At 36.4% G+C, this 16952-nt stretch carries 12 protein-coding genes; all 12 read right to left on the minus strand.

The features are described 5' to 3' along the window. Position 1: 1 nt before the first annotated feature. Entirely contained in the window at positions 2-2341 is a 2340-nt protein-coding gene (gene secA, locus EUBDOL_RS02640; RefSeq protein ID WP_022419684.1) for a preprotein translocase subunit SecA, read from the minus strand. 197 nt (positions 2342-2538) lie between these two features. Then, complete coding sequence (locus EUBDOL_RS02645) at positions 2539-2736, minus strand: cold-shock protein (RefSeq protein WP_004798187.1); 198 nt, start codon at positions 2734-2736, stop codon at positions 2539-2541. Positions 2737-2831: 95 nt separating this feature from the next. Further along, complete coding sequence (locus tag EUBDOL_RS02650; RefSeq protein ID WP_004798189.1) at positions 2832-3029, minus strand: cold-shock protein; 198 nt, start codon at positions 3027-3029, stop codon at positions 2832-2834. Position 3030: 1 nt separating this feature from the next. Next, complete coding sequence (locus EUBDOL_RS02655) at positions 3031-3729, minus strand: ComF family protein (protein WP_004798191.1); 699 nt, start codon at positions 3727-3729, stop codon at positions 3031-3033. Further along, a complete protein-coding gene (locus tag EUBDOL_RS02660; protein WP_040462964.1) occupies positions 3726-4880 on the minus strand; it encodes a helicase-related protein in 1155 nt (384 codons plus the stop codon). Before EUBDOL_RS02660 ends, EUBDOL_RS02655 begins: the two co-directional genes overlap by 4 nt. A 67-nt stretch (positions 4881-4947) precedes the next feature. After that, on the minus strand, positions 4948-5679 hold the full coding sequence (locus EUBDOL_RS02665) for an NTP transferase domain-containing protein (RefSeq protein ID WP_040462966.1): 732 nt from the start codon (positions 5677-5679) through the stop codon (positions 4948-4950). Between the two features lie 626 nt (positions 5680-6305). Continuing rightward, positions 6306-7058, minus strand: coding sequence for a hypothetical protein (locus EUBDOL_RS02670; RefSeq protein WP_004798197.1), 753 nt, complete (start codon positions 7056-7058; stop codon positions 6306-6308). Positions 7059-7074: 16 nt separating this feature from the next. Continuing rightward, positions 7075-12183 (minus strand): fibronectin type III domain-containing protein, encoded by a 5109-nt coding sequence (locus tag EUBDOL_RS02675; protein WP_004798199.1) that lies wholly within the window; start codon positions 12181-12183, stop codon positions 7075-7077. 302 nt (positions 12184-12485) lie between these two features. After that, entirely contained in the window at positions 12486-13394 is a 909-nt protein-coding gene (locus EUBDOL_RS02680; protein WP_004798201.1) for a phosphocholine cytidylyltransferase family protein, read from the minus strand. A gap of 12 nt (positions 13395-13406) precedes the next feature. Further along, positions 13407-14987: an ABC transporter permease subunit gene (locus EUBDOL_RS02685; protein WP_004798202.1), complete on the minus strand. Its 1581-nt coding sequence runs from the start codon at positions 14985-14987 to the stop codon at positions 13407-13409. Then, entirely contained in the window at positions 14977-15765 is a 789-nt protein-coding gene (locus tag EUBDOL_RS02690; RefSeq protein ID WP_004798204.1) for an ABC transporter ATP-binding protein, read from the minus strand. Before EUBDOL_RS02690 ends, EUBDOL_RS02685 begins: the two co-directional genes overlap by 11 nt. Beyond that, positions 15753-16730, minus strand: a complete 978-nt coding sequence (locus EUBDOL_RS02695) for an extracellular solute-binding protein (protein ID WP_040462968.1) — start codon at positions 16728-16730, stop codon at positions 15753-15755. Before EUBDOL_RS02695 ends, EUBDOL_RS02690 begins: the two co-directional genes overlap by 13 nt. Between the last annotated feature and the right edge of the window lie 222 nt (positions 16731-16952).

Genomic DNA, 16952 nt, shown 5'->3' on the forward strand with positions numbered 1-16952 from the left:
GCTAAGCAGCCTTTCTTTCGATTTGAATCTTCAATGCAAAGAATACAACCTCACGAGCGATTCTTCCCTGCATTTCCTCAAACATCTGATAACCTTCTTCAATATATGCCTGAAGCGGATTATTTTGTGCATACGAACGCAAATGAATACCATTTCTCAATTTATCCATCATATCAATATGCTCAATCCAGTTACGATCCATATTACGAAGTACGATGGTCTTTTCAAACTGTGTGAATTGATCACGTACATCTTTGATCTTCTCATCATACTGTGTAAAGATTCGATCGCTGCAATACTGCGCAACCTCATCTGCATTCTTGCCTTGGATTTCCTCTACTGTTACATTATCCTTAGCTTCCATGCCAAGCATTTCCAAGCCTTGAACAACAGATTCATAGTTTACATTTTTGTGGTTCGCATCAACATTTGCCATGACAACATCACGAATAACGCGATCTACCATATCTTTAACAATACCATGTACATCTTCATTTTCCAACACATAATCACGCTGTGCATACATGATTTCACGCTGCTTACGCAATACATCATCATAATCAATCAACTGTTTACGAATATCGTAGTTATAGCCTTCAACACGCTTCTGTGCCTGCGTAATGGATTTCGTTACCATTTTAGATTCAATCTGCGCATCACCTAAGGTATCAAATAGCTTTTGGAATTTATCGCCGCCAAAACGAATCATCAGCTCATCACGTAAGGATACATAGAAGCGAGAATAACCCGGATCTCCTTGACGACCACTACGTCCACGCAGCTGATTATCAATACGTCTTGATTCATGACGTTCACTACCTAACACAACCAAGCCGCCAAGTGCTTTAGATTCCTCTGTAAGCTTAATATCGGTACCACGCCCTGCCATATTGGTTGCAATGGTTACAGACTTCGGACGTCCTGCTTTAGCAATAATTTCTGCTTCTCGTGCATGGTTTTTCGCATTTAACACTTCATGCGGAATACCTTCTTTATTTAACAGCTTATCAACCAATTCACTGCTTTCCACCGAAATCGTACCAACCAACACCGGCTGACCTTTTGCATACAACTCTTTTACTTCATTTACCAATGCCGCATATTTCAGCTCCGGACTTGCGAAAATCGCATCAGGATAATCCACACGCAAAATCGGACGATTGGTTGGAATTTCCACAACTCGCATGTTATAGATATCCAAGAATTCTTCCTCTTCGGTTTTTGCCGTACCGGTCATACCGGCAAGCTTATCATATAAACGGAAGAAATTCTGATATGTGATCGTTGCCAAGGTAGAAGTTTCTTCCTTAATAGAAACACCTTCCTTTGCTTCAATCGCCTGATGTAAACCATCGGAATAAGCACGTCCCGGCATAGTACGTCCGGTAAACTGATCGACGATAACAACCTCATCGTCCTGCACCACATATTCCACTTCGTTTTTCATGATATAGTTAGCTTTTAAGGCTTGCGTAATATGATGTACCAACTGCGTGTGGTTTACATCATATAGATTATCTACCTTAAAATAAGCTTCGGCATTGTTAACACCTTTTTCTGTAAGCATGATCTGCTTGGTTTTTTCATCAATTTCATAATCATCTTCCTGCAAGCGTTTTGCGAATGCATCTGCCTGCAAATAAAGATTCGCTGTCTTTTTTGCCCCTCCGGAAATAATCAGCGGTGTTCTGGATTCATCAATCAAAATCGAATCGACCTCATCGACAATTGCCACATGCAAGCCACGCAATACACGATCCTTAATATCGGTAACCATGTTATCACGCAAATAGTCAAATCCCAATTCGGAATTGGTCGTATATGTAATATCACATGCAAAAGCCGCACGCTTTTCCGCAGGAGATAATGGACGTGAATTGACACCAACACTCATTCCCAAGAAGCGATAGATTTGTCCCATCCACTCCGCATCACGACCTGCCAAATAATCATTGACAGTAACAACATGCACACCTTTTCCGGCTAATGCATTCAAATAGATACACATTGTTGAAGTCAGGGTTTTTCCTTCACCGGTACGCATTTCGGCAATATCACCGTCATGCATTGCCACAGCACCCATGATCTGAACACGATATGGATATTCACCAATCGTACGACGGGCTGCCTCTCTTGCAGTCGCAAAGGCCTCTACCAACAATTCGTCTAATGTTTCTCCCTTTGCGTAGCGTTCCTTAAATTCATCTGTTTTTGCCTTTAACGCATCATCGCTCAATGCTGCCATTTCATCAGCAAGGGCAAGCACTGCATCTGCTTTACTTTCCAAGCGTTTTAATGCTTTTCCCTCTCCGCTTATCCAGCGTTCTAAAAAATTCGCCATAAGAACCTCCATGTATTTTAAATATACCTTATTTTATACTCGTATAGACCTATTTATTGTAACACAAAAATATCATGAACACTATAAGAAATAGGAAAATAGTTTACTCCTTTGCAACCTCTTACATTTTAAACGTACCACTTTCTTCCCCCTTAACAAAAAAAGCCATGCATTGCTGCATGACCTATTACATACTTCTACAAACGAACGATATGCTGTGCCTGCGGACCACGCTCGGTTTCCACAAGCTCAAATTCCACGCTTGCTTCCGGATCAATGGTTTTATATCCTTCCATAACCAACTGCGAATAATGAAAGAAAATATCCTTTCCACCCTCACGGGTAATAAATCCATAGCCTTTTTCCTGATTAAACATCTTTACTTTTCCTTGCATTCTTATACTCTACCTTTCCTAATATATCTTTAATTATAAAGAAGCTGTGATCTATAAACAATCGTTTTTTCCATATTTAACAAAAGCTTAACATGCTAAGCTCTTTCTACGTTTTTCGCCTGCAACCCTTTTTCCGATTCAAAAATTTCAAAGCGCACCGCTTCCCCTTCATTCAAACTTTTATATCCATCTTGCACGATCTGCGAATAATGTACGAAAATATCTTTTTCCTCCTCTGTCCGAATGAAACCAAACCCTTTTTCCGCATTAAACCACTTTACATTACCTGTCATTTTACTTCACCTTTCCTTTACGTCTTACATGTCCAAGTATAGAAAACATCATCTGCTTTTTCAAACCTTTTTTATCGCAATTTTCGACAAACAAATGGGTAGCACTTAAGACCAAGACCTCTATTTTATATGTATGCGAGGACAATAATTGATATGCCCATGCAATGCTGGAGCCGCTCGTACATACATCATCTACGATTACCAAGCGTTTCTTCGGCAAGATAACATCATCTTTTCGACGCATCACATGGCGTATTTCTCCCCTGTTTTTAAAGCTTTGCAAAGATTGCTTATAGTTGCTTGTCTTATAGAAGGGCTCCACAATCTCCACATGCGCACGTCTCAGCATTTCTCTCATTGGCAAAAATCCGCGTTCTTTTAGCTTTTCTTCACTAGATGGCAAAAGTACAAAGGCACAGTGTCGATATTTGTCATTTAATTTTTTGATATCCGAATAAAAAAACACATCTGCAAGCGCAACATCATGCCCCTCCTTAAATTGAAATATCATAGATTCTAAAAAATCATTGTACTCATACAAAATATGCATCGAAATCCCTTCCCAAACAACATGACGATCAATGCGCTTTAGTTTCGCAAGACAATCGGCACAAAGCAGTTGATCCTGAGTAAGAAAATCCTTCACACGCATATTTCTTGTAATATCCTCCATACACAAGCGACAATACTCCTCTTTCATGAAAAGCTCTCCTTATTCATATGCTGTATCGCATGCTTACAGCGTTCGATATCTCTTGTTACACGCTCACAAAGAAAAATCCCTTTGCCACTCGGCATTTCAATACTTCTTCCCACTCGCCCGATAATCTGTGTTAAGCTGGCTTCGTTAAATACTACATGATCTGCTTGTAAAATGATGATATAGATTCCTTTAATCGTAATTCCACGCTCTAAAATTGTTGTCGTAATCAAACATTCATACTTTTTCTTATGGAAATCATCAACGATTTTTTCTTTATCCTCACTTTGAGAAGTAAACGCCTTACAGCGAAATAACAGACACAGCTTTTTATGCAGCTCGTTTGCCATACGAATGGTAGGAACAAAAACCAAGGTTTGAATACCTGCCTTACGCTGTTGATAAAGAAAAGCAATCAGATAAAAAAGCTGCATACGATTCGCACAAGTACGAATTTCCGGTTCAATCAACGGATACCCATGTGGTCGCTCAAACAGCTCAACCAATGCCAACTTTCCATCTTCAACATCTTTCAACATGGATTCGTCCGGTGTAGCGGTCAAATATACCATAACTCCACGGCAAGCATGCTGCGCAATCGCCTGCAAAACCTCGTTGCCGCGATAGGGGAAAGCATCGACCTCGTCCATAATTAACAAATCAAATGTTTGATAATAGCGATACAGCTGATGCATTGTACAAACAATCAAATCCCCATCGCATATATCGCTGTAACCTTCACATACTGCAATCACCTCAATCATGGGAAATGCTTCTTTCATACGTGTGGCAATTTCCAAAACGACCTGCCTTCTCGAAATCGCAAAGCCAACCTTTTTCCCCGCATTTAAAAATTGCTTGATTACTTCCATGACCAGTTCGGTTTTTCCCGCACCGCATACCGCATACACCAGCTGCGACTGTTGGTGTTTGGCATGCCATACAATTTCCGCAGATGCTTTTTGTTGTTTGGGGGTTAGTGGATATTTAAGAACATAATCACAAGCGTGCCGTTGTTGCCGATACTTTTTTGCTCTTGGCAGTTCTCCGACGTTCATTCGCCCAAAGGCAATACATTTACGACAATACCAAACACTGCCATCTTGATAAAAATATTTTTGTTGGGTATTCCCACAGCGTAAACAGCGCATACGATCACCTCCATTATATGTCATACGTAAAAAAATACGAAAAACTTTAAAAGTCTTTCGTATTTGCTCATTTTTTGATTGAATCACAGTTTTTCCAAAGACGATCATAGATACTGCACGCATTTAGATAGTCCATGAGTATATTGATATCACAGCCGTATTTTCGATCCAGCTGATGTGCTTCGAGCGCCTTTTCACAGCTAAGTGCAAGAAAAATATCTTCCCAACTTAAACCAAAACGTTTTTTCATTTTCTCATCGACTCGTTGATGAAAAAAGCGTTTGAAATCACCAGCATCATTTCTTGTCCAATAAGAAATTCCCAGATTGGTTACAACCGTTTCTCTTCCGGCATAGCCTTCATAATCGGTAATAATACGGTTTCGATTACAGTGGATTCGTGTAAGTGGAACTCCCTTTGATTCCTTTAGCATCGTGTAAAAGAACGAACAGCCTCGATTTTCCATTTTGAAAATATTTTTAAAAAGTGCAATATCACCATGTATGATAAAGGTATCTCCGATTCGATCCAATACCAGCTCTAAGGATTCAAGATTGTTATGCGTTGCATAGCGTTTATTATAAAGTAATTTAACTCCATAGCGTTCTTTTAAAAAAAGAAACTGATCATGCTTATAACCAGTTACAATGGTAATATCCGTAATTTCTGCTTCATGCAGATAGCGAATGATTCGCTCAATGATTGGAACTCCCCCGATAGGCAGAAACGCTTTATGTCCCTGTGTAGCCATCTCTTTTATTCGCAAACCGGCACCGGCTGCTAATATGATTGCATTCATGTCAAATACCTCTTTCTTCCCACATTCCATTGTAGTATAAAATGAAAGAGATTACAACCACGGATTGTAAATTAGTAAATCTATGTAACAAAGGAATCAATTTCAATTTATGAACATTCGCCAACCATTATCAATAATTGATTTGTCAAAGTTTTTAACTTCAATATTTTTTGCACATTAAGATTTTCTATATACATAATCATATGAATTGGTTATCTTCCTTAACGGTTTATGTAAAAAGTCTTTTCTTTGATGCTTTATCTTTTATGTTATCATGCTGCTTTGATACGTTGTTTATAACAATTTTATCTACTCATGATATCTTTTCTCAATATTATAGCCGTTTCTTACACACCTTCTCATCAGATATCCGCACAATCTTTTTACTGAATGTAAATCTTTTTTATGTAACAAAGCCGATTTCATACATAATTCGTTCCATCGCTTGTTCTTTGTCTGCTCGTCTAACCTATTCATTAGTTTGATTCTAATAACTGATAAGCTTGTTTGCTTCTCCACTCTCATTACAGAAACACTTTTACTGCGATATCCTAGCAACGTGTCTCTCTTTTTTTAGCGTATATAAAAAAACATTCCCTCTTCATTTTAAGGGAATGTTTTTTCCTTTAACGCCTTGTTAATTCTTCTTTTTTCTTCAAAACGATTAAAATAGCACCTGCTATTAATGTAGCTAAAACTGTGGCAGTATATAGAGCAATAGGAACTACTCGTCCTGTTTGAATATCTTCTTTAACAGGTTTCTTAGTATCTTCACCATCACCCTTATCGGCATCATTCAGATGATCATCTCCTTGTGAATCTAAAGAATCTTCATCTGTATCTCCTCCATGATTACCATTTGCATTATCTCCATTTTCTTGTGAATCATCTTTTTTTCCAAGCGTTACTGTTGAAGATACGGTTTTCTCATCTTGAGTTAATAAGTTCTCTTTATTTACATATTGTAAAGCATTTTCATCGACGGTAATTTTAACATTTTCAAGATTTGATGCTCGAACACTCAATATACCCAAATAAAGTTTTGACTGTGCAGTAAGTGTAGTTACTTCTTGATCCGCTAAATAAATATTTAAAACTCCTGTTTCGGGTTGATACGTCCATTTTTGTATTTTATTTTCAATATTTTCATTAAATTCAAAGGCAAAGTTTTCTAAATCCAAAGTTTCTTTTTCCGAGGTTACTTTCAAACTAAGCTGTAAAGATGTAATAGAAGATAAATTACGCATATCTATATATACATCAACCTTGTTATTATTCACATCTAAAAAAATGTTTCTTTGTTCTTGTGCTGCAATTGTTTGTGGAAAACATAGAAAAGCAACACATAGAACAATAGCCATAATTCGTTTTTTTATCATAAATTCACTCCTCTCTCTATTTTGTCAATGAAATTTCAGGCAGTTTTTCCGGAATTTCTACAAATAAAGTATCACTTACCAAGCGCTGTCCCTCATTCGTTAATGCATTATCTACTCGATACAATTCAGCACGTACTTTATTTGGTAATTTTGCAGCATATTGACGATCAATCCAATATATCCATTTTCCGCTTTCCGTTTCACCAAGCAATCCATCACCCGGATTTGGGGCTAAAATAATCTGTTCAGCATTAAGATTTCCTTCTGTATCACTTCCCCCGATGATCTGAGCGTTCTCGTCATATAAAAGAACCACATTATATGCCGGATTTCCTTTATATTCACCGGTAAAGACAATAGAACCCGCAGGTATTTTCATTTCTTCCTGTGTTTCGTCTTTTTCTTGATATATAAAATCTTTACTTAAAATACCTATCGCCGTTGTCCCATCTACTGTGTGAAACTCTATATTGTCTCCTGTAGGTCCCAACACATCAATCTCACCAAGGCTAACTTCTTTATTCTTATATCCATTCAAAGTAATTCGAATATAGGAAGCATCATAACTTGTAACCCATGGATCTTCGCCATTATTGAAATACATCGTTACAACACCTTTTTCATCTTTAAGTTTTTTGTTATTAAGCGTTGTATATGTCTTATTATCCTTACTAACTTCGATTTTATATGCAGCAATATCATCAACGCTTTGTCCATTGATAAAGCGAAGCGCATTTATAGTTTCGACTTTACCAAGGTCAATTGTGATATAGGGGGTTTCCTTTGTTTTTCCAATATATACAGTATCTTTTTTATCATCGATCATCATATAAGATGCCGGAATTTTTTCAGGAGCACATGGGTCATTGCTATCTGCCGGATTTTCTAAATCAAGTTCTGAAATCAAATTCGTTTCAATATTCCAATTTTCCTTCGTATAGCTTCCATCGCCTTCTACTTTAATTGTTTTCGTCATAATAGGAGCAGAACGATTTAATTTTTTATCAATTGCCACTACTTTATAAGAAACACTTCGATTGCTAATTGAGTTAATCGTATCTTCGTATATATCTTGAGTAGTAAAACCAACGACTTCTTCTTTGCTTTCTCCGTTTTCTGTTAAGATCCTTGTAATTTCATACCCTAATAAAGTATTCTTATCCGCATTATCGACACCTAATTCAAGACTTACTTTATTGCGGTTTTGTTCTTTTATATCCGCATATACAATATTCTTATTCAAGAAGTTATCCGCATTTTCATGTTCCATCTCGTAAACTCTGGCTTCATCATTTACATAATAAATTGCTCGCATTTCTTTTTCAAACTGTTCTATATATGCTTTGGTCGTATCATCTGGAATCAATCCCCAACGCATAAAGAATTCACTTAAATCTTTTTCTGCTGCCGCACTTGCCAAACGCATAAAATTCTGATCTTTGTCATTTCCCAAGGTTAAGGCGATTTCATTTGGGGAAGGTGCTTTGGAAGTATCTCTGACAAAGCTATCTATTCTCGCAAAGAACACATGGTTGTAAATATCTTCATAATTATCAAATAATTTATAGTTATAGTAGCGATCATACGCTAAATGTAACTGCCAATACATTGCTAATTGTGTAAAGACATCTTCACTTCTGCTTTTCACATTTGATGTTACACGATCATAGACCTTTTCATAATCAAATCGCACACTGTCATTGGTATCTTTTGCTTGCGCAATTAACGAAAAATAGTTGTTTGTTACTTCTGCAATTGCATATTTTCCTTGATTTATGTTATGTCCGATTTCATGTGCAATTCCCCAACCGAAATATTGTCCACTCAACCATCTTCCATCTTTATCAGCTTGTACAGAAGTTGTATTTACCATGCCAATTGTTTCATTCCATTCAATACCAATATGATTTCCTGCTGCATACATAAACGCACCGGCAAACATTTTCATATAACGAATATTTAAATGCTGAGACGGCAAAGAATTTTTTACATTCAATTTATTACTCAAATCTTTTTCGCTAAATGAATTTGTTAATCCTTTTTGTTGATAAAACAATATCATCATTTCGTCCATTGCTTGTAATGAAGAAGCAAGCGTATCGGCATCTCCATTTGTACCGGCAACAACCTGAGAAGCAGGTATCGAAATCATCATTTGATCTAACATAATATCTGTTGTGTTTACAATTGAAGTTTTCTCATCATATCCTTGGAATAACGAGAATAAAGAAAAGCCTTTTTGTTTACGATGTAAAGTCTTTAATTGCTTCGTATGTGCTTTTACTTCTTCCATATATGCATTGATTTTGTTTTGACGTTCTTTTTCGTCAGTAACTCCATATAAATTTAATACGGGAATTTTTGTACCATTCATTACACGAACCGCTAATTCTTCTTTTGAGTCATTCCCCGTATACTGTACATACAATGCCCCACCGCGTTCTACATCTGTTGATGTAAGTTCCGGAATCGTAATCTCATTTCTTCCAGTTTTCAATGTTGCGACAACTTTTGATAAATTGCTACTTTCTGCATGTTGCTGTGTAGCCACTAACTGCAAGTTTACATTTTGTCCGGTTTTCTTTCCTTTTCCACCTACATAAACAACTATTTTTTCATTTGCAGAAGCACTGACTCCCAATGGCTGCCAAGCATTTAATCCACTGAATCCAAGATGTCCATCTTTCTTCGCAGTAATATTGGTATTTACTTTTGTAACATCATATAGTTTTTCAGAATCTTCAAACAGCGATTTTGCTGTATCCAATTCTTTTTGTAACAAGTTTCTATCCAGATGATACTCTCCGTTATCGGTAGTATCTAAACGATTTTGCAAATCTTCAAGTTGTTTTTCATCAACGCTGTTTTTAAGCTGCACATGCAAATCATCTTCATATAGATTACTTATATCATCTTCCAAAGAATCATATGAATAAAAACGCATTTCCGCAATCGTTATCGATGGCGAGCCTGCTACGTAACGACCTAATCCAACAATCACTTCTGATGTACGAATCGGTGAAGGAAGTTTAATACGATAATAACGTCTGCCATTTTCCTGCGTTATATTCTGTGTTTCAAATTCCATTCTCTTAGTCGATTGCATTTTTCCTTGCTCATCTTTATAGTGAATACGAACATATGGATAATCTGCAATTTCTCTTGGTTCTGCTATTACGATTTCATCAATCTGATAAACATTATCAAATGTAACATGAATACCTGCATTAGCATTATTGTTCCAACCGCCAATATCCCATGTACTGGTTTCTAAATAAGAATTGAAATCATTATCAAATAAACCGAGTGCACTGTTTCCTTGTGTATCTAACGCACTATTAACCATTTGACCGGAACCTGCAGAAGCACTTTTGATATGCTGCGATAACTCTCCACTTGCATTCGGTAGATTGATCAAATGATACAGAGGCATTTTTACAGGTTCATTGCTTGTTGTTTTAGCACTTGCAGTTAATGACTTCGCACCTTCGCCAAGCTCATTCACTCCTGTTACATAGATCTGATATTTTGTTTGATCTTCAAGATTTGTCAGCTGATATGAATTTGTGCTTATTCCGCTGATTTTAATAAATGATGTTTCACTATCTTTCTTGTAATAAACATTATAAGTATCGGTATCTTCCATTTGTTTCCAAGATAAATCTAATGTTTTATAGCTTCCCTTAACAACAAGGTTATCCGGAGCTTTCGGTTTTTCATCTGTACGAGGAATTACGCTTATCTCTTCGCTAAAAGGACTTTTCCACGCTCCATTAACAGAGCGCACTTTTACAAAATAAGTGATTTTATTTTTCAATTTATCCTTATTATATTGCGCAATGGTAATCGTATTTTTCGAAGTAGAATATACTTCTTCTTTTCCGTTTTCCGTGCGTACACTTACTTCATATCCGGTAATATTATTACCTTTCAACCAGTTCAACGTAAATTCTTTATTACCGGCTTTCGCCTGCAAATTGCTGGGAATATTCAATTCCGGTGCCGGAATTTTATTTTCCATATCATTTACAAATTCAACTTTAGAAATTTCTACAAGATTACCGTTTTTGGTTGCCGTAGCAGTTACTTTAATCGTAACTTTTTTAACTGCAATCTGTCCACCGAAATCAATGCTAATAGAACCATCATCGTGAAGGACAGCAGTCTTTGTTTCACTTGCTAAAATTCCTCTACCTACCTCGCGGGTAATTGTATATTCTTCTTTTACACCATCTTGCGTTTCTATAAGAATACTACCACCACTAATTTGATTTTCAACAGCACCGGACTGAATAGAAATTCCTTCTAAAGGAACTGCTGTATCTGCTTTACCTAAAATGAAAGAAACTTCTAATGGATTTTCTTCGCTGATTGCTTCTTTTGTCGCAAGCTGCACACTTTCCTGTGTTTCTTGATCAAGTACCTGTTCTAAACTACCACTCTTAATTTCTACATTTTCTCCAAGGTTACTTTGAACAATAGAAGAAGGAACACTTGTCTCTATTGTTGATAAAATATTTTCTTTTGGATTTGTGGAATAATATGCTGAAAACAGCTGCAAATCAAGTAAATTTACAACATTATCACTATTCAAATCATAATCCAATGTATCTGTTCTTTTTTCAATTTCATCAAGAATTTCTTTCAATTCTTGTTCACCATACATACGATATTGAAGTACTCCAAGATGAGCATTTTGCTGTGTATCAACTTCCATTTCTCCGGCATATAGCTGAATAGCATACTCCAATCCCTCTACGACAAAATCTTGTTTATATTCCTGATATTTATTCGTTGTCGAAGTAATTGTCAATGTATAATTACCATCTTCTAAATCAGAAAATTCTACACTTCCATAACTATTCAGGTTATCATCTCCATTCACTTCTAATGAAATAACCTCTTTTTTTTCATAACCGTTCTTACTTAATTGAAGTTCGAAATTTTCTTCTTCTACTAATGCTTTTACAGAAGTTATTCCTACTTTTATTTTTCCACTTGCAGAAATAGTATCTTCCTGTACTTCTTTAGTTACTTCCTGTGCATGAAGCATATTCCCTGCAGGTTGTATGCAACCGCTCATCAGTAAACATACCGCAAGCAGACTTACTATAAATTTACGCATTTTATTTCTCCTTCCATACCTAAAAAAAAGCTCTCCTTTTGAAACAAGTAAGCAAGTAAGAATCACTGATTTAACAGGAATCTTATTCCATTAAAGAAAGCCTTCAGTGTTGCATACTTTGTTCCAACTGGTTTGCTAATTTCTTATCGGTAAGATTATATTTAATTTGAGATAAAAAGGCAACACTTTTACTCAAAAAAAATATGAGTCTTATGAATCAAATTTTTATTTTCCCATAATTCACATAAAACGGTAAAAAGACGAAGTCTACTAGTACACTTCGCTATCATTCTTATTCATTTTTAAACATTATAAATCGAATCAATCTGTTTTAATTCATTATACGTATCAATTTCGATAACATCGCCTTTCTGCACCGGACGCACAGCTACCTCATAGTTTTCCTTGCATACCGTTAAAGCAACTTCGTCCCAATATTTTTCTTTTCCACCAGGCATATGATATACTTCATCAATATCCGCAGCCATTTTTTGTCCATCTTCCTTTGACCAATACGAAATACCGAACATGTGGTGAACATCTCTTCCACCAACCTTTACTTTAGTAATGATACCTTTTTTCGTTTCGAAGCACCAATCATCTGTTACATCTACCTTCATACCAAGATAATTGGTTGTATATTCATATTTACGAATCAAATCCGGATTGTATAAAACCAAATCCGACTCCAACACATAAGCGTTTTCCAACATATCTCTTGCCACATACGCACTGGAAATATTGTTTGATTCATTATACAGTGGATTTTCGATAAATTTAATCATCGGATACTTCTTTAACAATACATCAAACTGTTCTCCTAAATATCCGCGAATAATGGTAATATCTTGAATCCCTGCCGCAACAACCGCATCTAACAGCGTTTCGATAATGCGCTTTCCATGAACTAAAATTAGCGGCTTAGGAGTATTTAAGGTTACCGGAACCATACGGCTTCCAAAACCGGCAGCCATAAAGATTGCCTTTTTTACACGATAAGGCTCCAACCATTCATATCCCTTTAGAGTTACATCGTAATGACTGTTTCCAAGGCTTTTCATCAGTTCCAAATCACATAGCTCTCCAATCGCCTTATTGACTGCTCCTACGGATATTTCCAAAGTAGTTGCCAAAGAACGCTGCGAGTGCTTTTGATCCTGATGACGTTCAATCGTTGTTAAAATTTCAAATTGTGTTTGTGTTAAATTCATAACTTCTCCTTTTCATCTAAGTGTTTGTGCATAACGCTTCACAGCATATACAGCAAGCTTCAAAATACTATTTACCAACAAAATGATAACCGAAATAAATGCAGTCGCTTCAATCAGCGATTGGGAATCAAATTGCGGTATTAACAAGGCCAATGGCATATTGCGGAAATTCGCTAGGAAAGATACTGCGGATATCGTAACCATGCAATTTACAAATAAATAAGAAAACATTTCAATAATGGTCGCACGCGTGCATGGGATATATACATCAAATAGCATTTTAAGCTTACTAATCCCCATACAAGCAGAAATATCTTCTAAGTTTTCATTAAATTTCTTTAAGGAGTTGTAAGCCATCAAATATGGTGATGCAAAGAAATGAATCGTATTAACCAGAATTAAGATGGCAATTGTTCCATATAGAAGGCTTCCCTCAAAAAAGATAACATAGCATAAACCAAGCACCACTCCCGGTATTGCCAAAGATACCATTGCAATCAGATGCAGGGCTGCATTCGTAAAGCTGCGCTTCGCTCGAGCAGTGATATAGGCAGTAAAATAGATAACGCAAATCCCTACCAAAGACGTTACTAGCGCAATAGCTAAAGAGTTTTTCAAGTACATACCCACACCTAGTTGGAAGGCTTCCTTTATATTGGCAAGTGAAAAGCTCATGTCGATCGGATATTGCTTTACAAAAGATAAAATGACAAATGCCAGAATTGGCAAGGAAACTAAAAATACAGTCAAAATACAGATGAAATAGCTGATGATATCACGCTTTTTATTTTTTTGAATTTGAAAGCTACGTGTTATGGTACTGCTATTTCCACTACTTTCATTTTTCAAATCCATGAAAAAGGCAATAAAGGCGGGAATCAGCAAGATAACACCGATAATCGCTCCCTTTGAAAAATCCAATAAACCGATAACCTCCCGATACATATATACCGGCAGTGTCATAATCTTACCACCGACAACAAGCGGTACACCATAATCGGTAAAGATCATGGTAAAGGTCGCAAAGATAACAGAAATCAAAGCACCCTTCATATTTGGTAATGTAATCGTAAAGAATTGTTGTTTCTTGGATAAGCCAAGTACCTGTGCTGCCTCGTAAGTCGTATAATCCTCGTATTTAAAGATATCCGTTAGCATTAAAAAAGCAACCGGAAAAGAGTACAGAATCGAACCGATGATAATTCCCAAGTAGCCGTAAAGACCGATATTGATGTGTAGGAAATTGGTAATCAGTCCATTATCACCTAACAAAAGCACCAAGCCCATACCATGCGAAATGGAAGGAATGAGCATCGGGATCGTGAATAATATCGAAAACACCTGCTTATAGCGTATATTGGTACGATTGACACACCATGCAAGTCCGAATGCAATAACTACGGATAGTGCAGTTGCGATACTGGTTGCTAATAAGGAATTAAACAACATGGGTATAAACTGCGGTGCAGAGATAACCTTCGAAACATCTTCCATTTGGATATTTAAGACAAGCGATGCAAGCGGAAATACCACACTAATCAATAAAAAGACAATGACTAGCAGCTTACCGGCACGAAATGTTCTATTTTTCATGGCTACCACGTCCTGTGCATTTTTCAAGTGAGGCTAGCTTTTGATCCAAGTGAGCAATGACAAAATCTTTGATATATTGATTGGCAGGGTGCTCATAGATATTTCTCGGAGTATCCAACTGCTCGATATTCCCTTCACTCATGACCATAATACGATCGGATAAGTAAAATGCTTCTTCTTGTTCATGCGTAATAAAAATCATCGTTGAGTTAAACTTACGTTGAATTTCCTTTAGCTCACGTTTCATAATTTCACGATTGGTTACATCTAGAGCGGAGATTGGTTCATCTAGTAAAATGACCTTGGGATTTAAAGCAAGCGTTCTGGCAATCGCTACTCGCTGCTGTTGTCCACCGGAAAGCTGACTTGGCTTTTTATCACAGTGCTCCATCATTCCAATTTGTTCCAACGTTGCAGTTGCGATTTCTTTGCTGCGTGGCTTTACTTCCGGATTTAATTTCAAGGCATACTCGACATTTTCAAAGACGGTCATATTAGGAAACAAAGCATAATTTTGGAAAATGATTCCCATACCTCGTTCATTAGGCTTTAAGTTGGAAATATCTTTACCATCTAGTAAGATTTCTCCACTATTTTGGCTTTCCAAACCAATCAAAATACGTAAAAGTGTTGTTTTACCACAGCCACTTGGCCCTAGAACACTCAAAAACTCTCCTTCTTTAACATCGAAGGAAAGATGTTTTAATACATCTTTGCCATCAAAATTCTTATACAGCTTCCTTACCGATAATTTAATATCCTGCTTTAATATTTCCATAATTCCAACAGCCTTTCTTTTTCTTTAATTTCTGAAATCCCATGCATATCCGCATACGGTATATTTTGCGGATAGCCCTTTATTTTATTTTTTTGTTTCTTTAATACCTGTTCCGGCGAAAAGTTCTCTTTATCATATAGAAAGAAATCATTGGCAATATAATCAAAAACTTCTTGAACTTCCTTGCTGTTCTTTCCTTTGATCATCGCCGTTCCGGTTAAACTGTATGGCGATCCTTGCGGTGGATATACAATTTCAAAAGGAGAACCGGAATTGATTTCATCAATTGCTTGGAACGTAAGACCTAGCCCGATTGCAACTTCCCCTTGAATCAATAGCTTGACCGGTCCGGAACCGGATTCGGTAAATGTTTTGATATTCTTCTCTAAGGCATCAAAGTAAGCTAACCCTTCTTGATCGCCTTTGGTATTCATGATACTTTTATAAAAGAAATAGCCTGTACCACTTGTTTTAGGATCCGGCATTGCAATTAAATTTTGATATTGTGGATCCAATAAATCATCGTAGGTTTTAGGAATTGGCAAATGATATTTCTTCAAGACCTCTTTGTTGATAATAAATGCTCCGGCTTGCCTTTCCCATGTGATATATTTATTGTCATTATCTGCTAAGGTAAGTCCATCTACATATTCATGCGTTTGATATCCCGATAAATCTTGCAAAGAATCCTTTACCTTTTCCAAATAAGAGGTTTCTAATCCTACTACGATATCCGCATCGGAGTTTTCCTGCTCGACTTTAATTTTAGCAGCTGATTTTGCAGTAGATACATACATAACTAAAATGTTTTTATCGGGGAATTGCTCATTCAACTGTTTTTGAAGCTCCTCTGTTCGATATTGTTCCATTGATGAATAAACAATGATGCTTCCTTGTTCCGATTGAACAACATCATAAGTTAAAATAGCCGCAACCATAATTAAAAATACAAATAGTTTCTTCATAGATATATCACCTTTGTTCACTTTATGTAAAATGATAACACAAAATGAACGAAAATGATATAAATATTACAGTTTTGAAATAATTTTGTGAATAGATTATCAGTTTTGTGTTCAAAAATGTATATATGATATAAATATTTGATTATAAAATCTATACTTTTCATAGCTCCGCAATTTAACAATCCATTCGTTTTTCTATATCCTTTTGATATCACAAAAGCT

The organism is Amedibacillus dolichus DSM 3991, from assembly GCF_000154285.1.
In the GTDB taxonomy this organism is placed as follows: domain Bacteria; phylum Bacillota_I; class Bacilli_A; order Erysipelotrichales; family Erysipelotrichaceae; genus Amedibacillus; species Amedibacillus dolichus.